Origin of the sequence: Sinomonas gamaensis, from assembly GCF_005876955.1 — a bacterium.
Taxonomy (GTDB): Bacteria; Actinomycetota; Actinomycetes; order Actinomycetales; family Micrococcaceae; genus Sinomonas; species Sinomonas gamaensis.
Genome location: NZ_SSCL01000001.1, coordinates 388,151 through 412,083 on the forward strand (window position 1 = coordinate 388,151; position 23,933 = coordinate 412,083).

21 protein-coding genes and 2 tRNA genes are annotated in these 23,933 nt (G+C 66.1%); 18 read left to right on the top strand and 5 right to left on the bottom strand.

Features of this window, described 5'->3' with window-relative positions:
• Positions 1 to 162: 162 nt before the first annotated feature.
• Positions 163 to 810, bottom strand: a complete 648-nt coding sequence (locus E5679_RS01805) for a vitamin K epoxide reductase family protein (protein ID WP_138413368.1) — start codon at positions 808 to 810, stop codon at positions 163 to 165.
• A 378-nt stretch (positions 811 to 1,188) separates the two neighbouring features.
• Here E5679_RS01805 and E5679_RS01810 point away from each other — a divergent pair, with 378 nt between their 5' ends.
• The 14 genes from E5679_RS01810 (at position 1,189) to E5679_RS01875 (ending at position 14,700) form a co-directional block, all read left to right on the top strand.
• Complete coding sequence (locus E5679_RS01810) at positions 1,189 to 4,467, top strand: Rne/Rng family ribonuclease (RefSeq protein ID WP_138413369.1); 3,279 nt, start codon at positions 1,189 to 1,191, stop codon at positions 4,465 to 4,467.
• A gap of 2 nt (positions 4,468 to 4,469) precedes the next feature.
• Positions 4,470 to 6,008 (top strand): bifunctional hydroxymethylpyrimidine kinase/phosphomethylpyrimidine kinase, encoded by a 1,539-nt coding sequence (gene thiD / locus E5679_RS01815; protein ID WP_138413370.1) that lies wholly within the window; start codon positions 4,470 to 4,472, stop codon positions 6,006 to 6,008.
• Between the two features lie 259 nt (positions 6,009 to 6,267).
• Positions 6,268 to 6,579: a 50S ribosomal protein L21 gene (gene rplU, locus E5679_RS01820; protein WP_138413371.1), complete on the top strand. Its 312-nt coding sequence runs from the start codon at positions 6,268 to 6,270 to the stop codon at positions 6,577 to 6,579.
• Positions 6,580 to 6,632: 53 nt separating this feature from the next.
• Positions 6,633 to 6,887, top strand: coding sequence for a 50S ribosomal protein L27 (gene rpmA / locus E5679_RS01825; RefSeq protein WP_138413372.1), 255 nt, complete (start codon positions 6,633 to 6,635; stop codon positions 6,885 to 6,887).
• Between the two features lie 115 nt (positions 6,888 to 7,002).
• A complete protein-coding gene (obgE, locus tag E5679_RS01830) occupies positions 7,003 to 8,604 on the top strand; it encodes a GTPase ObgE (protein ID WP_138413373.1) in 1,602 nt (533 codons plus the stop codon).
• A complete protein-coding gene (proB, locus tag E5679_RS01835; protein ID WP_138413374.1) occupies positions 8,579 to 9,724 on the top strand; it encodes a glutamate 5-kinase in 1,146 nt (381 codons plus the stop codon). Before obgE ends, proB begins: the two co-directional genes overlap by 26 nt.
• 18 nt (positions 9,725 to 9,742) lie before the next feature.
• Positions 9,743 to 11,089 carry a glutamate-5-semialdehyde dehydrogenase gene (locus E5679_RS01840; protein ID WP_138413375.1) on the top strand — a complete coding sequence of 449 codons (1,347 nt, stop codon included), beginning with the start codon at positions 9,743 to 9,745 and terminating at the stop codon, positions 11,087 to 11,089.
• A gap of 90 nt (positions 11,090 to 11,179) precedes the next feature.
• On the top strand, positions 11,180 to 11,431 hold the full coding sequence (locus tag E5679_RS01845; RefSeq protein ID WP_171042204.1) for a hypothetical protein: 252 nt from the start codon (positions 11,180 to 11,182) through the stop codon (positions 11,429 to 11,431).
• Between the two features lie 16 nt (positions 11,432 to 11,447).
• On the top strand, positions 11,448 to 12,149 hold the full coding sequence (nadD, locus tag E5679_RS01850; RefSeq protein WP_138413514.1) for a nicotinate-nucleotide adenylyltransferase: 702 nt from the start codon (positions 11,448 to 11,450) through the stop codon (positions 12,147 to 12,149).
• A gap of 7 nt (positions 12,150 to 12,156) precedes the next feature.
• Positions 12,157 to 13,332 (top strand): hypothetical protein, encoded by a 1,176-nt coding sequence (locus tag E5679_RS01855; RefSeq protein WP_138413376.1) that lies wholly within the window; start codon positions 12,157 to 12,159, stop codon positions 13,330 to 13,332.
• A 43-nt stretch (positions 13,333 to 13,375) separates the two neighbouring features.
• Positions 13,376 to 13,768: a ribosome silencing factor gene (gene rsfS / locus E5679_RS01860; protein WP_138413377.1), complete on the top strand. Its 393-nt coding sequence runs from the start codon at positions 13,376 to 13,378 to the stop codon at positions 13,766 to 13,768.
• Positions 13,769 to 13,774: 6 nt separating this feature from the next.
• Entirely contained in the window at positions 13,775 to 14,434 is a 660-nt protein-coding gene (locus E5679_RS01865; RefSeq protein WP_138413378.1) for a histidine phosphatase family protein, read from the top strand.
• Positions 14,435 to 14,553: 119 nt separating this feature from the next.
• Positions 14,554 to 14,626, top strand: a tRNA-Ala gene (locus tag E5679_RS01870).
• Between the two features lies 1 nt (position 14,627).
• A tRNA-Ala gene (locus E5679_RS01875) sits at positions 14,628 to 14,700 on the top strand.
• A gap of 156 nt (positions 14,701 to 14,856) precedes the next feature.
• Here the strand turns inward: E5679_RS01875 and E5679_RS01880 are convergent.
• Positions 14,857 to 16,188 (bottom strand): hypothetical protein, encoded by a 1,332-nt coding sequence (locus E5679_RS01880; protein ID WP_138413379.1) that lies wholly within the window; start codon positions 16,186 to 16,188, stop codon positions 14,857 to 14,859.
• A gap of 214 nt (positions 16,189 to 16,402) precedes the next feature.
• On the opposite strand from E5679_RS01880, the gene E5679_RS01885 reads away from it, so the two are divergent.
• Positions 16,403 to 17,071, top strand: coding sequence for a sigma-70 family RNA polymerase sigma factor (locus tag E5679_RS01885; RefSeq protein WP_171042205.1), 669 nt, complete (start codon positions 16,403 to 16,405; stop codon positions 17,069 to 17,071).
• A gap of 14 nt (positions 17,072 to 17,085) precedes the next feature.
• On the opposite strand, the gene E5679_RS01890 is transcribed toward E5679_RS01885, so the two are convergent.
• From E5679_RS01890 to E5679_RS01900, 3 genes are all read right to left on the bottom strand, one after another.
• On the bottom strand, positions 17,086 to 18,138 hold the full coding sequence (locus tag E5679_RS01890) for a LacI family DNA-binding transcriptional regulator (RefSeq protein WP_171042206.1): 1,053 nt from the start codon (positions 18,136 to 18,138) through the stop codon (positions 17,086 to 17,088).
• Between the two features lie 98 nt (positions 18,139 to 18,236).
• Positions 18,237 to 19,346: a Gfo/Idh/MocA family protein gene (locus tag E5679_RS01895; protein ID WP_138413382.1), complete on the bottom strand. Its 1,110-nt coding sequence runs from the start codon at positions 19,344 to 19,346 to the stop codon at positions 18,237 to 18,239.
• Between the two features lie 19 nt (positions 19,347 to 19,365).
• On the bottom strand, positions 19,366 to 20,535 hold the full coding sequence (locus E5679_RS01900; protein WP_138413383.1) for a Gfo/Idh/MocA family protein: 1,170 nt from the start codon (positions 20,533 to 20,535) through the stop codon (positions 19,366 to 19,368).
• A 276-nt stretch (positions 20,536 to 20,811) separates the two neighbouring features.
• Here E5679_RS01900 and E5679_RS01905 point away from each other — a divergent pair, with 276 nt between their 5' ends.
• From E5679_RS01905 to E5679_RS01915, 3 genes are read left to right on the top strand one after another with little or no spacing between them, the layout of a single operon-like run.
• Entirely contained in the window at positions 20,812 to 22,113 is a 1,302-nt protein-coding gene (locus tag E5679_RS01905) for an ABC transporter substrate-binding protein (RefSeq protein ID WP_138413384.1), read from the top strand.
• A complete protein-coding gene (locus E5679_RS01910) occupies positions 22,110 to 23,021 on the top strand; it encodes a carbohydrate ABC transporter permease (protein ID WP_138413385.1) in 912 nt (303 codons plus the stop codon). The genes E5679_RS01905 and E5679_RS01910 overlap by 4 nt, the downstream gene beginning before the upstream one ends.
• The gene (locus E5679_RS01915; protein ID WP_138413386.1) at positions 23,018 to 23,920 is read left to right on the top strand and encodes a carbohydrate ABC transporter permease; all 903 of its coding nucleotides are present in this window, start codon (positions 23,018 to 23,020) and stop codon (positions 23,918 to 23,920) included. Before E5679_RS01910 ends, E5679_RS01915 begins: the two co-directional genes overlap by 4 nt.
• Positions 23,921 to 23,933: the final 13 nt, after the last annotated feature.

The following is a 23,933-nucleotide window of genomic DNA, read 5'->3' on the forward strand; positions in this document are numbered from 1 at the left end:
CTTTGGCTGTTTGCTCCACGGAACCCCCACCGGGCCGCGGGGGGGGGGGCCCCCCCCCCGGGGGGGCCCCCCCCCGCCGTCGTCCTTTGGGGAGGTATCTGTACCCGAGCTGATCTGGGAGGGGATTATCTGTACCCGAAACGGAGAAGAGGGAGGGGGCAGTTACATGGTCGAGGGCACGAACATCGGCAGGAAGCGGAAGAAGATCGACGCGATGACACCGACGTACAGCACGGCCACGATGACCCATCCCCACTCGCCGAGGGCGCGCACCAGACCGGCCGGCGCGGGGATGATCCCATGCTGGAGGTTGCGGACGGTGGTCCAGACGAACATCGGGATCATCATGGCCCACACGATCATGCACAGCGGACAGAGGATTCCGATGGCATAGAGGGCCTGGCTCCACAGCCACACAATGAAGACGAAGCCGAGCGTCACGCCGGTCTGGAGCCCCATCCAGTACCAGCGGCCGAAGCGAGCACCGGCCAGGATTCCCATGGCCGTGGTGGTCGTGATCGCGAACGCGACGATGCCGATGAACATGTTGGGGAACCCGAACGCCGAACTCTGCCACGTGTTCATGACCTCGCCGCAGGAGATCCATGGATTGACGTCGCAGATGGTGGTGTGCTGGGGATTGACGAGCTTCTCGAGCTTCTCGAGCACCAGCTCGCCGGAAGCAAGCCAACCCACCACGCTCGTGACGAGCAGGAGCCAGGCGTAGGGGCGGGTCCTCGTCATGGCAGGACCGGCCTCGTCCGGGCGCGTCGAGGGGCGGATCTGCTCGGCGTCGGGGGCCTTCGTCATGGCTGGGGCGTCCTTCCTGCGGTGTTGTCCCGATTCTAGGCCGCGAGTCTGACACCAGGCTGGTTGGGGTCGGTGTGAGACAATGCAATTGGCCGGACGCCGACCCACATTCGGCGACCGGTCCGATGCACTGCCACGAAGACCGCCGGCTCAACGCCGGGCGCACGGGAGTTTCCCGCTTGCCGCCCGCTGGGTCCAAGCGGCACCTTGCCGGCCGGACAGGCCGCGGGTCCTCAGCGCATCGGCCCGAACGGACGGCAAAGCCGCGGCCGATCGGGTACCGGAGACGACTTCGTCGGCGCCTGCGGGTGCCGGCACGTGGTGCCGTCCCGACGCCGAATGTGGCGGCGTTGCGGGCGGCTTGTGGAGTACGCACAAATGGACATTGAGCAGCAGGCCCAGGAAAACTCCGAACGCGAGCCCGAGGAAGCAGCGCCGGCGAAGGCCCGCCGGGCGCCCCGCAAGGCAAAGGCGGTCGCCGCTGAGTCGGCAGAGACCGCGAACGAGGGCGGGGCAGCGCCCCAGGGCGACGGCGGCGCCGAGCAGGCGGCGATGCAGCCGGAGGCGGCCGAGCCGGCTGCGGCGGAGAAGCCCAAGAGGGCTAGCCGCAGCCGGAAGAAGGCCGTGGAAGTGCCGGTGGAGCAGAAGTCCACCGAGACGGCCGAGGACCAGTCGGTGGCCGAGGCCGCCGTCGCGGCCACCGAGTCGGCGGCCGAGGAGGCCACCGCTGCGCCGCGGAAGGCGGCGACCCGGTCGCGCCGAACGTCGGCCCGGGCTGCGGCCGCGCAGGCGGATTCGAAATCCGCCTCCACCAACCCGAGCCTGCCTTTGGCGGACGACGGCGACACCTCGGCCGAGCCTGTTCCCGCCGGTTCGGCGTCGCGGGCCAAGAGCTCAGTGCGGGCACGGCGTCGCGCGGCCGGTGCGGCTTCAGCGACGCAACCGACTCCAATCCCCGAGCGGCCAACGGAGGATGCGCCGGCACCGACGGAGGCTGCCCCCGCTTCCAAGGCACGAGCGCTCAAGGCCGCCTCGCCCGAGGACCCCGCGGCGGCCGAGCCGACGCAGCGGCCCGCGGCGGAGGCCCAGTCGGAGGTCCGGCAGCCTGTCGCTGAAACGCCGGCCGAGGAGGCTCCCAGCCCGTTCGCCGCCCTGTTCAGCGAGCCGCTTTCGCCGACATCGATGATCTTCCAGGCCCCGGACCTCAGCGTCATCACCCGCTCGGCGCCGCCCGTCGTCGCCGAAGCCGAGGAGGAAGAAGAGGAGGAGGACGAGGAGTCGGGCGGTGCCCGCCGTCGTCGTCGCAACCGCGGCCGCCGCGGTCGTGGACGCCTCGAGGAAGGCGCCGAAGGGAACGGCGAGGAATCCGAGGAAGCTGACGACGAGGAGCAGGAGGAGGTGACCTCCCGCCGTCGTCGTCGGCGTCGGCGGGGCGAAGCCGACCTCGAACTCGAGGGCGGTCAGGATGACGATCCGCCTGGAACCGTCACCCGCGTCCGCGCCCCGCGGACACCCTCCGAGAGCACGAGCAACCGCGTGCAGAGCGTCAAGGGATCGACCCGGCTCGAGGCGAAGAAGCAGCGCCGTCGCGAGTCGCGCGAGTCGGGCCGCCGCCGCCACGTGATCACCGAGGCCGAATTCCTTGCGCGCCGCGAGTCGGTTGACCGGCAGATGGTGGTGCGCCAGAAGGAGGACCGCATCCAGATCGCGGTGCTCGAAGACGGCGTCCTCGCCGAGCACTTCGTCTCGAAGACCCAGCAGGATTCGCTGATCGGCAACGTCTACCTCGGCAAGGTGCAGAACGTCCTGCCGTCGATGGAGGCAGCCTTCGTCGACATCGGGCGCGGGCGCAATGCTGTCCTGTACGCGGGTGAGGTCAACTGGGATGCGGCTGGCCTCGAGGGTGCTCCGCGCCGCATCGAGAATGCCCTCAAGTCGGGCGATTCTGTGCTGGTCCAGGTCACGAAGGACCCGGTGGGGCACAAGGGCGCGCGGCTCACGAGCCAGATCTCGCTCCCGGGCCGCTACCTCGTGTACGTCCCCGGCGGGTCGATGACGGGTATCTCCCGGAAGCTCCCCGACGTCGAGCGCAATCGGCTCAAGCGGATCCTCAAGGACCGCCTGCCCGCCGATGCCGGTGTGATCGTCCGCACCGCGGCCGAGGGAGCGAGCGAGGAAGAGCTCACGCACGACATCAACCGCCTCCGCGCCCAGTGGGACGCGATCCAGAATCAGGCGACCTCCACGAAGGTCCTGGCGCCTGAGCTCCTGTACGCCGAGCCTGACCTCACCATCAAGGTGGTCCGTGACGTCTTCAACGAGGACTTCTCGAAGCTCATCGTGAGCGGCGAGGACGCGTGGGACACGATCGAGGCGTACGTCACGTACGTGGCCCCGGATCTCCTGGGCCGCCTCGAGAAGTACCAGGGCGAGGCGGACGTTTTCGCTGAATGGCGGATCGACGAGCAGATCCACAAGGCGCTCGACCGCAAGGTCTTCCTGCCGTCGGGCGGCTCCTTGGTGATCGACCGTACCGAGGCGATGACGGTCATCGACGTCAACACGGGCAAGTTCACGGGTTCTGGCGGCAATCTCGAAGAGACCGTGACGAAGAACAATCTCGAGGCAGCCGAGGAGATCGTCCGGCAGCTGAGGCTGCGAGACATTGGCGGCATCATCGTCATCGACTTCATCGACATGGTGCTCGAGTCGAACCGCGACCTCGTGCTGCGCCGTCTCGTCGAGTGCCTCGGCAGGGACCGCACGAAGCACCAAGTCGCGGAGGTCACGTCGCTCGGCCTTGTCCAGATGACCCGCAAGCGCATGGGCACAGGCCTGCTCGAAGTGTTCAGCGAAACCTGTGAGGTCTGCGGCGGTCGCGGCGTGATCACTCATGAGGAGCCGGTGGAGAGGGGCCGGCCCCAAGGCTCGACCTCCGAGCACCAGCCTGTGCGCACTGAACCCGCGCAGCAGCAGGGCGGAAGGCAGGACCGCTCCGATCGGACCGATCGATCCGACCGCCGTCGTCGGCGCGGCCGGACGGGTCAGCCCGAGGTAGCCGGCAGCGCCCCGGCCCACGAGCACGTCGGCGAGGTCGACGACGCCGAGCGCCAGGCGCGTGCGCAGGCAACTCGCGCCGCTCTCGCCGCTGTCGCTGCCGCGGCTCACGCTGCTCACGTGCACGACGACGAGAAAGCGCGCGCAGCGGGTGAGACCGAGCACCCCGCGGCTGAACTCACTGCCGAAGCACCTCAGGCTCCGGCGCCCGCTTCGCCGCCTCCCGCACCTGCGGCGCCGGCTTCCCCGCATGTGCCGGTCCTGACGATTGGTGGAGAGCGGATTGAGCTCCCCATCGGGGAGACCCGCCCGCCGGCGCCGCACCCCCAGCCGGCGCTGAGCCTCGACGCGCTGAGCCATGCGTTCGACGAGCTCACCGGCGAACGCCACTCGGGCGAGGAGCGTCCGGGCAAGCGGCGCAGGAGCCGGGGGGCCCGCAGCGGCCAGGGCTCCGCCGAGGTGACGCGGGTGGACGAGACCGAGGGCGCAGTGGGCGGCAAGACGAGCACCTCCGCATCACAGCCCGCGCCCGCACCGTCCAAGCCGGAGGGTGACGAACCGCTGATTCTTGGCGTCGGCGTCCCGGCGTCGGAGCTCTAGGGGTGGGGCGCCACGTTCCGCGCGTTCTGAGCATCGCCGGCTCTGATCCCTCGGGCGGAGCCGGCATTCAGGCGGACCTCAAGAGCATTGCCGCGATGGGCGGCTACGGGATGGCCGCGATCACGGCCCTCACGGCGCAGAACACGCGCGGCCTGACGGGCGTCCACACGCCTCCCGCCGACTTCCTGAGGGCTCAGCTCGACGCGGTGTCGTCGGACATCATCGTCGACGCTGTCAAGATCGGCATGCTCGCCGACGCCGAGGTGATTCGCGTCGTGGGGGACTGGCTTGAGAGCGCGCGGCCCGCCGTCGTTGTCCTCGATCCGGTGATGGTCGCCACGAGCGGCGATCGACTCCTCGCGGACGACGCCGCCACGGCCCTCCGCGGGCTCCTCGCCAAGGCGGACCTCGTCACACCGAACCTCCCTGAGCTCGGCGTCCTCCTCGACGAACCGGTTGCGCTGACGTGGGCCGAGGCGCTGGCGCAGGCCGAGCGGCTGTCGGAGCGGATCGGCGCGGTGGTTCTGGTCAAGGGCGGTCACCTGAGCGGGCTCGACTGCCCTGATGCGCTCGTCGACGCGGCAGCCGACGAGGATGCGCGGATCGTCGAGGTGCCTGGGCCCCGCATTGAGACGCGGAACACGCATGGCACGGGGTGTTCCCTGTCGTCGGCTATGGCCACGATGCAGGCGCGGACCGGTGACTGGGCCGCTTCCCTGAAGGTCGTGAAGGAGTGGCTCCTGGGCGCTCTGGCAGCCTCGGGCGAGCTCGAGGTCGGCGGTGGGCACGGACCGGTGCACCACTTCCACCACGCCGAGGGGTCCGTTCCGCTGGCGGACGGCGAATTCGCTGCCCGCTTATGGGACGCGACAGCAAAGATCCGCGCCGAAATCGACGCATTGCCGTTCGTGGCGCAGCTCGACGCCGGCTCACTGCCCGAGGCGCAGTTCGCGTACTACCTTGCGCAGGATGCCCAGTATCTCAACGGGTTCTCGAGGGCGCTGGCTCGGGCGAGTGCCCTGGCGCCCACGGAGGAGGAGCAGACATTCTGGGCCAACTCGGCCCAAGTGTGCCTCGTGGTCGAGGCGGAACTCCATCGCACGTGGCTCGCGCAGCATCCGCTGCCGCCAGGGGAGGCGCTCAGACAGGGTCCCGTCACCAAGGCCTATCTGGACCATCTGCTCGCCGCTTCCGCGATGGGCAGCTACGCGGTGCTCGCGGCCGCCGTTCTTCCGTGCTACTGGATCTACGCTGTGGTGGGCGAGGAGCTGCACAAGCGGCATCTCCAGCGGACCTCGCCGGGCGCAGGGGGTCTCTCAGGCGGCGCAGAAGATCCGTCAGGCACAGAACATCCATATGGAGCGTGGATCGAGACCTACGCCGACGAGGCCTTCGCGGAGTCCACGCGGCGTGCAATCAGCTTCGCTGACCGGGCCGGTCGCGCAGCCTCTGCGGCCGACAGGGAGGCGATGATGGAGGCCTTCGTGCAGTCCACGGTGTACGAGCGCGACTTCTTCGACGCGCCGTCGAAGTACGCCTGAGACGGGGTTGCCTCAGAGGTGGGCTAAACTGGTAGAGCGTGCTTCCGGCAAGGCTCATTTGCGGCCGGATGGAGGAGTGACGTAGTCTAGATCCTCGGTGCTGACGCCTACCACTGGGTTTTGCTCCCAGGGAATCCCCTCGCGGGCTCACGGCAAGAAGCACAGTCGAGTGTTGTCGTCACCGCTGCGAGGAGCAGCGGCGTCGAGAGCGCCGCGCGCAAGAGCTTTCAGTAATAACGTCGAGAGAAGTGAGTTCCCAGTGGTGTACGCGATTGTCCGTGCAGGCGGCCGCCAGGAGAAGGTTTCCGTCGGAGACTTCGTGACCCTCAACCGCGTGGCCGGCGGTGCCGGCAGCACCATCGAGCTGCCCGCCCTCCTGCTGGTCGACGGTGAGAAGGTCACTTCGGATTCCACCGAGCTGGCCAAGGTCAAGGTCACAGCTGAGGTCCTCGAGGACCTCCGTGGCCCGAAGATCGTCATCCAGAAGTACAAGAACAAGACGGGCTACAAGAAGCGCCAGGGTCACCGTCAGGACCTGACGAAGGTCAAGATCACCGGCATTACTGCCTGATCTCGGCTCCCGGTACTTCCCTAACCCAACAGATTCCAAGGTAGGCACAGCTTATGGCACACAAGAAGGGCGCAAGCTCCACCCGCAACGGCCGCGACTCGAACGCTCAGCGCCTCGGCGTCAAGCGCTTCGGCGGCCAGACCGTGAACGCCGGCGAGATCCTCGTCCGCCAGCGCGGCACGCACTTCCACCCGGGCAACGGCGTGGGCCGTGGCAAGGACGACACCCTGTTCGCCCTTGAGGCGGGCGCCGTGCAGTTTGGCACGCGTCGCGGCCGCCGCGTGGTGGACATCGTCGCCGCCCAGTAGTCTGGGTGGCTCGGATGTCCGAGCGCAGCTAGTTTTTTTCAGGGTGGAGCGGGCCAATCGGCCCGCTCCACTTGTTTTTTAGAATCGGGGGTGACCCCGGCGTAAGGAGAATGGCGTGGCGAGCTTCGTCGACCGCGTAGTGCTGCACGTTTCTGGAGGCCACGGTGGCCACGGCTGCGTGTCGGTCAAGCGAGAGAAGTTCAAGCCTCTCGGGGGCCCGGATGGTGGGAACGGAGGCAACGGGGGAGACGTGGTCCTCCGGGTCTCGTCGCAGACCACCACCCTCCTCGACTATCACCACTCTCCGCATCGGGTTGCCCAGAACGGCGGACCCGGGATGGGCGACTGGCGCGCTGGGCACAGGGGCGAGACGCTCGTGCTGCCCGTGCCCGACGGCACGGTCGTGAAGTCCCGCGACGGCGAAGTCCTCGCGGATCTCGTCGGCGAGGGCGCAGAATTCGTTGCCGCGGCCGGAGGCCAAGGCGGATTGGGCAACGCAGCCCTCGCCACGGCCAAGCGCAAGGCGCCCGGCTTCGCCCTCCTCGGCATCGAGGGCGAAGAGCGGGACATCGTCCTCGAGCTCAAGTCGATCGCCGACGTGGCCCTCGTCGGGTTCCCCTCGGCCGGAAAGTCGAGTCTCATCGCGGCCATGTCCGCCGCGCGTCCGAAGATCGCCGACTACCCGTTCACCACTCTCGTCCCGAATCTTGGGGTCGTCCAGGCTGGCGATGTCCGTTTCACGATCGCTGACGTTCCCGGCCTCATCGAGGGCGCGAGCGAGGGTCGCGGCCTCGGCCATGACTTCCTCCGGCACGTTGAGCGCTGCGCCGCGATCGTGCATGTCCTCGACTGCGGAACTCTGGAGTCGGACCGCAATCCGTTGGACGATCTGGACGTGATCGAGCGCGAGCTCGCGAAGTACAGCGTGGACATGAGCTTTGCCGGACCCGACGGCGAAGTCGTCCCGCTCAACGAGCGGCCGAGGCTCGTTGCCCTCAACAAGGTGGACCTGCCCGATGGCAAGGCGATGGCGGATCTGGTTCGTCCGGAGCTCGAGGGCCGCGGCTACCGGGTCTTCGAGGTGTCGGCGACGAGCCACGAGGGGCTGCGGTCCCTCGGCTTCGCCATGGCCGAGATCGTCCAGAAAGCCCGCGCCGAGGTCAAGACCGCGCCGCCCAAGGTCGCCCCTGCCGTCCTCCGCCCCCGGGCGGTCAACGAGAAGGGGTTCGTGATCCGGCGGGAGGAGCGCAACCTCGAGCCGCTCTTCCGGATCATCGGTGAGAAGCCGGAGCGCTGGGTCAAGCAGACCGACTTCACGAATGACGAGGCCGTGGGGTACCTCAGTGACCGGCTCAACCGGCTTGGGGTCGAGGACGAGCTGTTCAAGATCGGAGCGAACGCGGGCGACACGGTGGTGATCGGCGAGGACGACGCCGTCGTCTTCGACTGGGAGCCCACGATGTCTGCGGGCGCCGAGCTCCTCGCAGGGCCGCGCGGCACCGACCTCCGGCTCTCGGACTGGTCGCGTCCGACGCGCGCCCAGAAGCGCGAGGACTACGAGGACCGGAAGGCTGCCAGGGCAGCGGCCCGCGACGAACTCGAGGCGGAGCGGCGCGCAGGCATCTGGACCGAATCGAGCCGCCGGAAGGAGTGGGCGCCGGACCTGACGTCCGAGGAAGAGGCGGAGGGTGATGACGATTACGAGTCCGAGCGCTGATCTGGGCGCGCGCGGGCGCGAGTGGCTGCCCGAGGCGCGGCGGATCGTCGTCAAGGTCGGGTCGTCGTCGCTCACGACGATCCGCGGCGGCATCTCCGAACAATCCCTCGCAGCACTCGTCGACACCTTGGCCGAGCGGGCGAATGCAGGAACTGAGATTGTGCTCGTCTCCTCGGGTGCGATCGCTGCAGGTCTGGCGCCCCTTGGCCTGGCCAAGCGCCCGCGCGACCTCGCGACCCAGCAGGCGGCGGCGAGCGTGGGCCAGGGGTTGCTGATGGCCCGCTACACGCAGGCCTTCGGAGCGCACGGCGTGACCGTGAGCCAAGTCCTGCTCACGGCCGACGACCTCGTTCGCCGCACGCAGTACAAGAATGCGCACCGGGCACTCGAGAAGCTCCTCCACCTCGGCGTGGTGCCAGTGGTGAACGAGAACGACACCGTGGCCACCCACGAGATCCGCTTCGGCGACAACGATCGGCTGGCGGCACTCGTCGCCCACCTCGTGCACGCAGACGCGCTTGTGCTGCTCTCCGACATCGATTCTGTCTACACGGGGCCGCCGTCCGCGGGCGGCTTGCGGATTCCCCATGTTAGGGGTGCGGATGACCTTGACGGCGTGGTCATCGGCAGCACAGGGGCCGCCGGGGTCGGCACGGGCGGCATGGCCACGAAAGTCGAGGCCGCGAGCATCGCCGCCAGCTCGGGCATTCCTGCGTTGGTGACGTCGACGGCGGCCGCCCACCGCGCGCTGGCCGGCGAGGACGTCGGGACGTGGTTCAGCGTGAGCGGGCGTCGGAAGCCGGTTCGCCTTCTCTGGCTGGCTCACCTTGCCGCCACCCGCGGGACCCTGACGCTCGACGACGGTGCCGTACGGGCCGTGGCGCAGCGTCACCGATCGCTTCTCCCGGCTGGTATCACCGCCGTGACCGGGGATTTCGAAGCTGGCGATCCGGTGGAGATCGCAGATCAGGCGGGCAAGGTCGTTGCCCGGGGACTGGTGAATTTCTCGGCCGACGAGCTGCCCGGCATGCTCGGGCGATCCACGAAGGAGCTCGGACGCGAGTTGGGCCCTGAGTACGAGCGTGTAGTCGTTCACACTGACGACCTCGTTATCGTCTAGCTCGGTAGACTTGACCGTATGACTGACACCGTCGCCCACCACGAGACTGCCTCCGTCGCTGCCGCCGCTCAGGAAGCCGCCGTCCCGCCGGCGGCCGCCCAGCCGGTCGACGTCGAGGCCGCCGTGCTCGCGATCGGCGACCGTGCCCGCTTGGCGTCGCGCGCCGTCGCACGTGCCAACCGAGCGTGGAAGGACCGCGCCCTTCACGCCATCGGCGCGGCGCTCAAGGAGCACGAGGCGCGGATCCTGGCCGCCAATGAGAAAGATCTCGAGGCCGGCCGGGAGAACGGGACGTCGAAGGCACTGCTCGACCGGCTCGCGCTGACGCCCGCACGCATCGACGGGCTCGTCTCCGCGCTCGAGAACCTCGCCGGCCTTCCGGATCCTGTCGGGAATGTGGTGCGCGGGCAGACGCTGCCCAACGGACTGCGGATGCGGCAGGTCAACGTCCCGATGGGCGTGGTTGCCGCCATCTATGAAGCCCGGCCCAACGTGACCGTGGACATTGCCGGTCTTGCTCTCAAGAGCGGCAATGCGGTGATCCTTCGGGGCGGAAGTGCCGCCGCGCACACCAACCGCGAGTTGGTGGCGATCCTGCGTGACACGCTTGAAGCGGTCGGGCTTCCGGCTGACTCGGTGCAGACGATCGATGAGTACGGGCGCGCAGGCGCGGACGTGCTCATGAAGGCCCGTGGGCGAGTCGATGTCCTCATCCCGCGCGGTGGGCGCGATCTCATCCAGAATGTGGTCCTCAACTCGACGGTCCCCGTGATCGAAACGGGCGAGGGCAACGTCCATATCTTCGTCGACGAGTCGGCCAGCGAGGACATGGCCGTGGAGATCCTGCTCAACGCCAAGACTCAGCGCCCGAGCGTCTGCAACACCGTTGAGACCCTTCTCGTCCACTCGAAGAGCACGGTGCTCCCCGCAGTTGCCTGCGCGCTGGCCGAACGCGGCGTTCGGCTCCACGTGGACGGTCGTGCCTACGAGGCGCTGCCGGAGGGGATTGAGTCGGTCCCGGCCACGGACTACGACTGGGCCACCGAGTACATGGATCTTGACCTCGCGGTGGCAACGGTGGATTCGCTGGACGAGGCCCTCGATCACATCCGGCGCTGGAGCACAGGGCATACCGAGGCGATCATCACGAACGACCTCCGGAACGCGGAACGCTTCATCGCGGAGATCGACTCGGCCGCGGTGATTGTCAACGCGTCGACACGCTTCACCGACGGCGGGGAGCTCGGACTGGGCGCCGAAGTAGGCATTTCCACGCAGAAGCTCCACGCCAGGGGACCGATGGGGCTCACCGAGCTCACCACGACCAAGTGGATCGTGCAGGGCGAGGGACAGGTGCGGGGCTGACGGCTTCGCCGACAATTGCCGGGGTAGGATGAACGGAAGACCGGTCACGGCTGTGACCATGCGAATCCGAGAGGCTTGAAGGGGTAGACCATGTTGGCAACGCTTTTGACCACCGCACTCACAGTGAGTGCAGAGGCCACGGGGGAGGAAGCGCCGGCGCCGACGATTGCACCGCCGTTCGTCATCGGGATCACGCTGTTTGTCGTCTTCGTCGTGCTGCTTTTCGTGACGCTCTCCTACACCAACCTCGGCCGTCGCCACGAGGCGATCGACGAGCACGCGGATCCGCACCGCCAGCACCCGAACAAGCACGACCGCCATCAGGGCGCGCCGAGCCACTGACCCCTTGACGGAACCAATGCAGGTGCCCGAAGGGCGGCGTATCCGTCTGGGCGTGATGGGTGGGACGTTCGATCCCATCCATCACGGGCACCTCGTCGCCGCGAGCGAGGTTGCGTCCAAGTTCGGGCTGGACGAGGTGGTCTTCGTCCCGACGGGCGAGCCTTGGCAGAAGTCGAGCCGAAGGGTCAGCCTGGCGGAGCACCGCTACCTCATGACGGTCATCGCGACGGCGTCGAATCCGCGGTTCACGGTGAGCCGCGTGGATATCGAACGGCCCGGTCCCACGTACACGATCGACACACTGCGCGATCTGCGGGCCGAACGTCCTGAGGCCGACCTTTACTTCATCACGGGCGCTGACGCCATGGCGCAGATCGTCTCGTGGAAGGACGTCGACGAGCTGTGGAGCCTTGCCCATTTTGTCGGGGTGACACGTCCCGGGCACGAGCTTCCTGACCTCGCCCGCGCGGAAGTCAGCCTCCTTGAGGTTCCCGCGATGTCGATCTCGTCGACGGACTGCCGTGCCCGCGTCGCGGCGCACGAGCCGGTGTGGTACCTGGTGCCGGACGGTGTGGTCCAGTACATCGCGAAGTACGGGCTGTACCAGAACGGCACCGAGATGCAGAGTTCCCGCATGGACGGCGTGGTCCAGTTGGCCCGTATCGATTCGCCTCTGGGGAGTGCTGGCAACGCTGGCAGCGCTTCGGCGACCGGGTGATGAAGCTATGAACAACGAGCAGAAGCCGATCATGAGCCGCCGCGAGCGTCGGCTGGCGCAAGCGGCGCGCGGCGAGGGCAACGCCGTCGAGCTGACCCCTGCCCAGGCGCGGGCCGAAGCGGTGGCCAGGGCCGAGGCCGAAGCGCGCGCAGAGGCTGAAGCGAGGGCCGAGGCCGAGTCTCGGGCCGCATCCGCTCCGGCTCGGGCTGCAGCGGATGCGGGCGCAGCCTCGCGGGCGCGCTCGCGCCGGGCTCTCGACACGGCGCCGGACGAGGCCAGCCGTGAAGCGGCCGCCCGAGCGGAACGCACCTCCCAGGCGCGCGCCCGTGACCGGGAGGCGCATCGCCGGCTCCGCGAGCTCGCGGAGAAGGAGCAGGCCGCCTCGTTCCCGAGTCGTCGCGCTTTGCGGCAGCAGGCTGAGCAGGCGGGAGACGTTCCCGCAGCTCCGCTTCCCGTGGTTTCGGCCCAGGCTGTCCAGCCCGCACCGGCGAATGCTCCCCGCCCGCCCAGCCGACCGCCGTCGTCCGGCGCCCCGTTCCGGGAGCCCACGCCTACGGCGCCGATCAAGATCCCGAAGAATCCCGCTGGCGAGCCGGTTCTGGGTCCTGAGACGGGCTCGTTCCGTGCGCTGAGCCACGAGCAGATCACGGCTGCCCGCGAGTTGCTGCGCGTGCAGGCGCAGAATCAGGCGGAGATGCTCGCGGGCCAGAAGAAGGGCCCTTCCGCCGTCGATCCTGAGCAGCGCAAAGAGCAGGTGGCGAAGGCAGAGCGGGAAGCGGTCCTGAGCCGTCGTGCCCAGGCCCGCCAGCGGCTCGCCGAGGAGACTCGCCGGGATGTCGAGGCCACGCGGAAGACCGGGCCGGCGCCGACCGCGGCCAATAACCTCGCCATGGTGACCCCGCTGGAATACGTCAAGGTCCCCGGAATACCGCATCCTGTGATGAAGCCTCCGACGACGCATCATGTGCCTGTCGTCACGGATCGCACGCCGAAGCAGCGAGGGGCCTCGGCCGCTGGCCGGCAGGAGGCGGCACCGATCTCGGCGGTGTCGGCCCATGGGCTCGAGCCTCTGGGGCCGCAGGCAGCACGCACCGATCGGGAACGGATCGTGTTCCTTGGAATCGGCGCTTTCGGCATCGTGGCCCTCATTGCGGCCGTCCTCATTGTGCTGCTGGGCAGATAGCCCCGACAGCTACATGAATTCTTCACACCTAACAAGGAGCAGAGTGAGCGCAGACGTAACGGCTATCGAGTCCGCGAAGGTCGCGGCGAAGGCCGCAGCGGACAAGTTGGCCGAGAACATCGTGGCAGTCGACGTGAGCGAGAGGCTCGCCATCACTGACCTCTTCCTCATCGCCTCGGCGTCGACCGAGCGGCAGGTCAATTCGATCGTCGACAACATCGAGGACGAGCTCATCAAGGTCGATCGGCGCCCAGTGCGGCGCGAGGGCCGGAGCGAGGGCCGGTGGGTCCTGCTCGACTACGGCGACATGGTCATCCACGTGATGCACGACGAGGACCGTTCCTTCTACGCGCTCGAGCGCCTGTGGAAGGACTGCCCCGTGGTCGACCTCGGGCTCGAGGAGCCCGGGGAGTCCGCAGCCTCGGCGGCCGGCTGAGTCGGCGTGGGGAGACGACGCAGGATAGTCTTCTGGCGCCACGGGCGCACCGACTGGAATGCGGCTGGCCGCTTCCAAGGGCAGACTGACATCCCGTTGAACGACGACGGCGTGCGCCAGGCAGCGCACGCCGCCCGCCTGCTTGCCGCGATGGGGCCGACGGCGATCGTCGCGTCTGACCTCGATCGGGCTCAGGCGACGGCGGAGGCACTCGCCACCGAGACAGGGCTCGCCGTGGCAACCGATCCTGGGCTTCGGGAGACGAACGCCGGGAGCTGGCAGGGCAAGACGTTCGACGAGATCCGCCTCACTGACCGCGAGGAGCTTGCGCGGTGGGAGGACGGCGATGTGAGCGTTCCAGCGGGAGGCGCCGAGACGAGGCTCGACGTGGCACGGCGGACCCGGAAAGCAGTCGAAAGTGCGCTCGGCGAGGTGGGCGAGAAGGGCACGCTAGTGGTCGTGAGCCACGGCGGCGCCATTCGCGTGGCCCTCGCTGAGCTGCTGGGTCTTCCGCACGGTTTGTGGGGCGCCCTTTCGGGGCTTTCCAACTGCAATTGGTCAGTGCTTGAGGAGCGTTCTCCGGCTGACGACGGGGCGGTTCGCTGGCGGCTGGGGGAGCACAATGCAGGCAGTTTGCTGGTGCCTGTACCCATCGTCGAAGGCTGATCCGAGCGGCCCTTTCGATTTGTGCCGCTCGGCCGCGCCGGGCTAAGATAGTCGAGTTGCTTCGGAGCAGGCAAGGGGATTCGAGATCCCCGATTTGGTGCTTTTCGAAGCGGCGACACGGGGCTGTGGCGCAGCTGGTAGCGCACCTGCATGGCATGCAGGGGGTCAGGGGTTCGAGTCCCCTCAGCTCCACGGGGGTATGGCGCAGTTGGTAGCGCGTCTGCATGGCATGCAGAAGGTCAGGGGTTCGAATCCCCTTACCTCCACCCGTAGAGGCCCGGAGTTCCGGGCCTCTTTTCGTTGGAGTGGACGTGGCGCCCTGATTCTGTGGATGCGCCGGGCTAGGATCGGGCCCATCATGAGAGACCCGAGAGATCGAGGTCGACGCCCCTGTTACCAGTAGCCCAGCCACCAATTGGGCTTCAGGGCCGTGTCAGCCACCTACAGGGAATGTCTGCGGACCAATTCTTGGGCACTCCGGTCGGCGTCATCTGAACCCGCGCCACCGATCGTCCGACACATTCGTGGCGAGCCTTGTCGACGGTCTCAGCCCACGTTGGGCCCCTGGTATTCCAAGGATCGCCGGCGGAGTCTGCGACGAAAGCCAGGATCAGAACACCGATGGTGATCCCCCTAGCCAAACGGTCGAAAACAATCCGGGATAGGTTAGCGGCGGCGAGGATGATGCCTTGACCTATGAGGATGCCCGGTAGCACTGAATAACGAGAAGCCTGTCCGACGGTCCAGTATTCCGTGAGCCTGATCATCTCTAGGTCGGCGAATATGAGGGTGCCACCTAGGAATACCAACCCGGCAAGCGTGAGAATGATCGCAAGCAGCCGGCCGTCCCCCAGTAGATTCCGCGTGCCCCGCACGAGGACTATTGCTGGAAGGATAAGGGCTGTGGTAACGATCGGCAGACCTACGAGCTTGATGGCGAGTTCCGTGGCATTTTGACCGAACTGCGCGACCATTGGACCCCGTACGAGAAGTTGGGTGACCATCTCGACGGGTTCACGAAAATACATTGCGATATCTGCAGTTCGTGCTCCTGGCTGGAGCGCCACAATGTGTCCAATCGAGGCGGCTAGATATCCGATCGGCAGAACGCGAGCCCAGCCTGTGAGGGTGGCGGCACGCCATAGTGCGAGGGGAATGAGAACCAGCGCGAGTGGGTCGCTGAGAACACAGATTGCCGCGATTAGGGTTGAGCCGATGGCCGGGATCGGGCGGCGAAAGGCGCCGAGGAGGAGAATCAGGGCGGCTGCGTCGCAGAACCACCTCAGATTTGTGAGATTTCCCAGCGCCTCTTGCTGACCGACCGGGACGGCAACGAACAGGGCGGACGCAGCAAGAGCCCATCGCCAATTCTTGCTATAGGGCATGAACACGGCGAGCGCTGCAACTGCGAGGATCATCCTGAACCCGGCGCTGCCGACGCCAATGCAGGCAGCGAAAGCGCCAGTTGGTACCTGGGCACACGCAGCCGTAAGCGCGCGGGGCCCGGCATGGAGGTAGCCGGTGTACGGCTCGATCAGGCTGCCGAGGCCTGTCCACGTGTACACGGCGAGGAAGATTTGGCCGTCTTCCTTGTGGAGGTGCTCGAGCGTCCACCCTGTCCACCGAGGGATAAGTAGGAGCGCCGTGAATGCAGCTATCCCTGCGAGTGACCACGCGAGGGGCCCACCGCGTGGCAGCCGGCTCTCCAGCAGTAGCTTTCGTGGCGTGCGGCGCTGGACTGCGACTTCGTACATGTGTCCCCCGTTGTGTGCATCGTCATGCAACACCCGCGTGGCTGGCTCGCATCTGTCGATGATACGGAGCTTTGCGACCCACCTACACACCAAGAGCGGCCTCACCTCCGTGGAAGGAGATCAGGCCGTTGTTGAGTCAGGTATCACGCTCCCATCAGGGAAGCGGTGCAGGGGGCAGTAGATTGAGGTCGGTTACCTGCAGACGGTCGGACCGGTGGACCACTTGGTCGAGCGCTATCTTGGCGTAGCTGATGCTGTTGCCAACCGGCACCGCTACCCTGGGCACGACCCGGAGGACCTTCGCCAGGTGGCCAGGCTTGGCCTGATGCTGGCGATCCGTCGCTACCGGGAGGGCGCCGGACAGGGGTTTGTGCCCTACGCTGTCCCGACCATCACCGGAATGATCAAGCGCTACGTGCGGGACCAATCATGGGCGGTGCGTCCACCTCGTCCCATCCAGGAGCTGCGACTGGAGGTCAACGCTGTCTGCCTGCGCCTCACTGCCGAACTCGGCCGCGAACCGGACCGGAAGGAGATCGCCGCGGCGGCCGGACTTTCCGAGGACCTGGTCGTGGAAGCGCAGCTGGGAGCAGCAGCGATGGTCGGCGTGCCGATCGAACAGCCCACTACCACGGAGGGGCACTCCGCCGTAACCGGAAGGGAACTCAGCAGCATCGAGGCAGGCTGCGAGGAGGTCGAGCAGAAGCAGATCCTCGCCGCAGCCCTCACCGGCATCACTGACGAGGAACGGCAGCTGCTGCGCCTGCGCTTCATCGAGGAGATGAGCCAGAGCGACATCGCTGAAATCCTGGGGGTGAGCCAGATGCAGGTCTCGCGGCTCCTCAAACAGCTCTTGGGACGCCTGCGCAGAAAGGTCGCATAGCACCTGAACGATGATCAGCTTGGGGGTGCCGGGGCCCTACCAGTGGACTCCCTCAGGATGAGCTTCATAGAGGTGGACTCGTCTCCGTAGGAGCCATCAGGCTCGTTCCGTATGCGGGAGATCAACTCCCTCATGCTGTTCCGGCCTGCAGCTTCAAAGTCCATGCTCACTGTGGAGAGCGAGGGGATGAAGTATTCGCCTTCCTCCAGGTTGTCCCATCCGAAAACGCTGACGTCCTCTGGCACCCTCTTGCCGCGTTCGTGCAGAGCGCGCATGACTCCTAAGGCCATGTGGTCGTTCGCTGCGAACACCGCGGTGACGGGTCCGTCATCCAGAGGTATTCCCAGTCCGGCCCGGTAACCCGAGAGCATGGACCAGTCGCCGACCACGGAACCGGCTGAGTGGAGACCGAGTCGGGCGATGGTCGTCTCGTAGGTCTTGCGCCTGTTGGCAGCTGATGTCCATAGCTGTGGTCCGGCGACGTGGTAAAAGCAGCGGTGGCCAAGGGTGGCCAGATGCTCGATCATTTCTGCAGCTGGAGTTGCGTCCGCTAGGAAGCCGCGCGCATGCATCTTCTCGTCATAGTTCGCGGCGACGACGAGTGGAATGTCGGAGTGCTTGGACGTGATCTGCTCTTCCAGTGGACCCAGTGGTATCAGCGAGAAGATCCCGGCGAGCCGTTCGGTCGACACCAGAGTCAGAAGGCGATCCGAAGCCTTGGACGCTTCGGTACCTATCTGGACGACCTCAGTCACATACCCAGCTTCATCGGCCGTGCTGACTGCGCTTCGAAGGACGCGAGATGCAGGAAAACGAACGTCCTCGGGAGTGGCGATAAGGATCCGATAGGACTGCTTGCTGCGCAACGCACGCGCTGCAAGGTTCGGCGTATAGTCGAGCCGTGCCATGGCGTCTTCGACCTTGGCGACCGTTTGGGGCTTGAGGCCCCCATTCCCCTTGAGGTAACGCGAGACGGTCTGGTGCGAGACGCCGGCGAGCCGCGCGACTTCATAGATCGTGGACGGCTTAGGCGTCCGAGCGGGAACAGGGCTGCTGCCAAAGCTCAACTTATTGGTCCTCCATGGCCTCTTCTCGCCAAGCACGCACTAACCGAGACGTGCTCGCGATCTGGACCCTGAAACAGTATCGTTCTCCTGCCCTCTCCTTACGTAACGCTAATCGGTCGGTTTCCAATTCTCGGAGTTAGATCCCGGGCGGCAAGTTGAGCTTTGACGCTCAGTTCGGCCGCCTTGAGTGCGTGCTCTTGGGTCATCGCGGTCTCGGTGCGGTCGAGGCAGTCGCGGATGAGGGCTCCGAAGAAGGGGTAGCCCACTTGTCCCGTTGCGTCGATGTGATGCTCGCCGTCGTCGTTGACGAGGAAGACATGGCCTCCTCCCTCGCCGGTGGCGATGTTCACGTACTTGCGCAGCTCGATGTAGCCCTCGGTGCCGAGGATGATTGTCCGTCCGTCGCCCCAGGTGCTAAGGCCCGCGGGGGTGAACCAGTCAACCCGGGCGAATCCGGTTGCGCCGTTGTCCATCACGATGTGGGCGTCGCCGAAGTCCTCGAATGTGGGGTATTCCTGATGGGCGTGGTTGGCGACGGATGCGCTGACCACCTCCGCGTCCTTTGCGCCCGCGAAGTAGAGCATCTGCTCGAAGTTGTGGCTGCCGATGTCGCAGAGGATTCCGCCGAATTTGTCTCTGTCGAAGAACCAGCTTGGACGCGTGTTAGGGTCACCGATTCGATGGGGGCCAAGGCAGATGACTTGGACGACCTTGCCGATCGCGCCTTGCTCAATAAGCTGCCCGGCGAACACAGCGGCTTCCACATGAATTCGCTCCGAGTAGTACACGGCGTATTTGAGCCCAGTGCGGGCGGTCGCCTCCCTGACGGCCTCCAGCTGTGCGAGTGTGGTCAGAGGCGCCTTGTCCGTGAAGTAGTCCTTGCCCGCCGCGATGACCCGCAATCCGAGGTCCGCCCGCTCTGAGGCAACGGCCGCCCCAGCAACCAGCCGCACCTCGGGGTCGGCGAGGATCTCTGCCTCGCTGTCGGCGATCTGGGCCTGTGGGAACCGGGTCTGGAAGGCCTCGGCCTTCGCCGGGTCCGAGTCGTAGACCCACTTGAGCGTGGCACCCGCGCCGATCAGGCCTTCGCTCATTGCGTAGATGTGGCCATGGTCGAGATGGGCGGCGGCGAAGATGAATTCGCCGGGGCCGACGACCGGCCGCGGCATAGGGGCGGGGGCGTAGTTGGCGCCTTCCGATGCAGGCATCAGCAGTCCTTTCGAAGCTTCAGTCATTGGATGTGGGAGTGGAGGCGCCTACGATGATTTCGCCGGACTGCTCGCCGACGGATGCCCGTTTCTCGTAGAAGTGAGGGGCGCGCTGGACGAGAGTTCCGGACCGGTAGTAAGGGTCCTCGGGGTCAAGAGGAAGCTCTACGACTTCCCGCTCGATGCCAGCCTTGTAGATGGCCGTCACGACTTCGACGGCGTTGCGGCCATCCGTGCCATCAATCGCCGGCTCGCGGTGCTCACGAATCGCCGCGATGACGTCCCCGATCTGACCCTCGTGTCCCTGGTGGGGCAAAGGGACGTGTGCGTCGGCGAGGGCGTTGAGCTCATCGATCAGCGCTGTGTTGCCGCCGGGAATCGGGAAGCCGTTGGGCTGAGACAGTTCTGCGGTCACCCGCCAGGGCTGCGAGATCCTGGCGAACTGGCCCTGGATGACGATTTCCTGCTCCTCGCCGTGGTGCACGACCGAGCTTGTGAGCTGGGCAAGTCCGCGGCCATAGCGCAGCACTGCGACTGAGAGGTCTTCGACCTCGGCATTGTCGTGTTGCGCATTGGCGAGCATGGCGGTCACCTCGGTCGGCCGCCCCATGAGCCAGAGGGCGAGGTCGATGTGGTGGATAGCGTGGTTGAGCGTACAGCCGCCGCCCTCCGACTCCCAGGTGCCGCGCCACCACAGATCGTAGTAGGCCAGTCCTCGCCACCATGCTGAGTCAATACGGAGGTGCGAAACCGAGCCGATCAAGCCCGAGTCAACAGCCTCCTTGAGGGTTGCCATGTCGTCTCGGAACCGGTTCTGCGCAACTACGGAGAGGATCTTGCCCGATTCGCGCTGGGCGGCGATCATGGCATCGCATTCTTCCAGCGAGGGAGCCATCGGCTTCTCGACGATCACGTTCACCCCTCCGCGCAGAAAGGCGACGGTGAGGGAGGCGTGGCTGGACGGCGGCGTGGTGATGCTCACCAGGTCTAGTCGCTCCGCGGCCAGCATCTGGTGCGGGTCCTCGTAGGCCCGGGCCCCCAGGATCCCGTGTAACTCCAGCTTGGAGGCGGCCTTCCCGGGCGCAGTGTCGGCAACGGCGACGATCTCGCATTCTTCGCTGAAGGCCAGATAGGCGCCGATATGGGCGTTGGAGATCCCGCCGGCACCAATGATTCCTACTCTGAGCATCTGCGGTTCCCTCTGTAGACGGATTGGTTCGGGCGTGCATCGGGTCGCGCCCACTCTTGGGCTGCTCCCATTGACGAGCCGACGAAGGTTAAAGGTGATCGGTCACTTCAAATACTTCAACCATCGCTCGCACTTAGTCAAGGGGCAGTGATTTCGGGCAGTACGAGGCGATTGACCAAAAAGTGATCGGTCACTAAGCTGGCGTCTTGTGACACAGGTCATAAGGCCTCAGGCGCTCACGGAACGCAGCAGGCCATCCCCAGAGAGGTGAACCCCATGAGACTTCGTACCAAGATCGCCGCTCTTTGCGCGGTGGTTCTCGCGACGAGCCTGAGTGCGTGCGCGCCTGGCTCACCGCAGTCGGACGCCGGGCCGAGTGCACCGGCGAGCGTCGACTTCAACAGCTTCAAGGGTCAGACGCTGACGTACGTGTACTTCACAGACGGGCCCGATGAGCAGGCAACGAAGGACATGATCGCCAAGTTCGAAGCGGCGACCGGCGCGAAGGTGAACTTGCAGATCGTGGCGTTCGCCAACTTGGCGACCTCGCTTCAAGCGCGGCTTTCCGCGGGCAACGCCCCCGAAGTCGCGCGCGTTACCGACTGGCACCCGTACGCCGACAAGGAAGTCGACTTCAAGCAGTACTTCGGCAGCGGCTTTCCGTCCGAGTTCGCTTCCGGAGCGGCCGCCACGGCCATGGACAGCACGGGACGCATGCTCGCCGTGCCGAGCGACGTCACGATCAACGGGCCGATGATCAACGTCGATGCGTTCAAGAAGGCGGGTGTTCCTGTGCCCGCCAAATGGACCTGGGACGAGCTGGTCGCCGACGCCAAGAAGGTGGCCGCCGCCAACAACATGCCGTACGCATTCGCCATCGACAAGTCGGGCAATCGGCTGAGCACGATCTTGAGCCAGTTCGGCACCGTGATGATCGGACCCGACGGCAAGAACGCCCTCGACAAGGACAAGGCGGCCAAGGCCCTCACCTTCTTCACCGACCTCGTGAAAAGCAACGTCTCCCCGAAGGACTTCTGGCTGGGTTCGGGCAGCAAGTACACGGGCGCCAACGAGATCTTCCTGGCCGGGCAGGTTCCCGTGTACCTGTCGGGGCCTTGGCAGGTGGGCGCATTTGCCAAGAGCGCCACGTTCAACTGGGCGGCCGCCCCGAACCCCTGCCAGGAGCGCTGCGGCGGCTTCCCTGGCGGCAAGTTCATGATCGCCTTCAAGGACAGCAAGAACCCGGCCCTCGCCGCTGCGTTCGTCCAGTGGATGAATCGATCTGAGAACCAGCGCGAGGTCGACAAGACCGCGTATTGGCTTCCCACGCGCAAAGACCTGACCGACTCCGGGGTCACGTACGCCAATCGCCAAAGCGACATGAGCAGCTTCCTCTCGCAGATCAACGAGACCCCGTCCGACACCTGGACGGATGCGAACAGCCCTGCCTTCACGGCCTCGGCGACCGCACTGATCAGCGAGACGGACAAGGTCGTTGCGGGCCAGCAGGACGTTCGGACCGCCGTCGAGAACATCTCCGCCGCTATTGACAAGGCCATCAAGGCGGCAGGCTCATGAGCGTCATGGCCCCCGCCCGGGCTCGCGGGTTCCGGGGGTGGATGAGGGGCAAGAACCTTGCGCCCTACCTTTTCGTCCTGCCCAACATGTTGATCTTCGGGGTCTTCACCATCTGGCCCGCGTTCAACGGCTTCAACCTGAGCTTCTACGACAGCAGCAACGGAAGGACGTACCGCCCCGTTGGGACTGGCAACTACACCAACATCCTCAGCGACTCCCAGTTCTGGGGCGTGGTGCAGCACACCGTTCTCTTCACGCTTGGATTCGTTGTGCTCTCCACGGTGCTCGGCACAGCCCTCGCCCTCATGCTCAATAGCCAGCGGCGCGGGCGAGGGGCCCTCAGCGCCGCCTACTTCCTGCCGGTCCTCATCTCACCGGTCGTCGTGGGCATCATTTGGAAGGCTGCCCTCGATCGCACCACGGGCCTCGTCAATCAGGTCCTGTCCGCAATCGGCCTCGGCTCACCGGGATGGCTGGTGGACTCCAGCCTCTCCCTCATATCGGTCATCCTCGTGGGGACATGGATCCACCTCGGCTTCTACGCCGTGATCCTGATCTCAGGCCTGCAGGCCATCGATACCTCGCTGTATGAGGCGGCCAGAATGGACGGCGCGAGCGTGTGGCAGTCGGTGCGTCTCATCACCCTTCCTCTCCTGCGCCCGACGCTCATGGTGGTCATCATCTTGGCCACCATCGCAGGCTTCCAAGCCTTCGACTTCGTGTACACCCTGACCGGCGGCGGACCCGTCGGGGCCACGACGCTGATCATCCAGTACATCTACGAGAATGCCTTCAGCTATCCCATCCAGTACGGTCTCGCCAGCGCTGCCGCGGTAATCCTCTTCGTCGTGGTCTTTGCCGTGACCTTCATCAACTACGCCATCGGCCGACGGAGTGAGTCGATATGAGTGCACAAACCCCGTCGACCCTGGCCCAGCGGTCCGGTTCGGCCAACCCCCAGCAGCCCAAATGGACGTCGACAGGTGGCAGCGCACCCAGCACCGGCGCCGTCGTCCGCGCGACCCTGCTCATCGCCGGAGCCATCCTCGTCGTCACCCCGGTCTTGTGGGCGGCCATGTCCTCCTTCAAAACCCAAGCGGAGCTAGCTCAGACTCCGCCCACTCTCTGGCCCAACCACCCGACAGCGGACAACTACACGAGCGGGTTGCAGGCGTTCGACTTCGTGCACTTCCTCACGAACAGCATCATCGTCACGGTGTCCGCGACCGTGCTCACCCTCATCATCAATTCGATGGCAGCCTACGCCCTGTCCAAGTACAACTTCCGTGGCCGTACGGTGCTTTTCCTCATCACCCTGTCGACGATCATGATCCCGCTTCAGGTGATCCTTCTGCCCGTCTACCAGGTCATTGCCTCGTTCGGGATGGTCAACTCGCTCTGGGGGCTGATCATCCCGCCGGCCGCGACGCCGACGGGAGTGTTCCTCCTGCGTCAGTACATGCTGAGCTTGCCGGACGAGATGATCGAGGCCGCGCGCATCGACGGCGCGGGGGAGTTCAAGATCTTCCTGCGGATCATCCTTCCGCTCAGCCGCCCAGCATTGGCGGTCGTCGCGATCTTCTCCGTGATCTGGCGCTGGAACGACTTCCTCTGGCCGCTCATCGTCGCCCAAGACGAGTCCGTCCAGACACTGCCGGTGGCCATCGCTCGGTTCGCCAGCCAGCAGGCCATACCGTTCAATCAGATCCTGGCCGTCTCGGTCGTGACCATCCTCCCGATCATCGTCATATTCCTGTTCCTCCAGCGGCACATCATTGCTGGTCTCGCCCAAGGCAGTATCAAATGACCCGCTTGCTGCC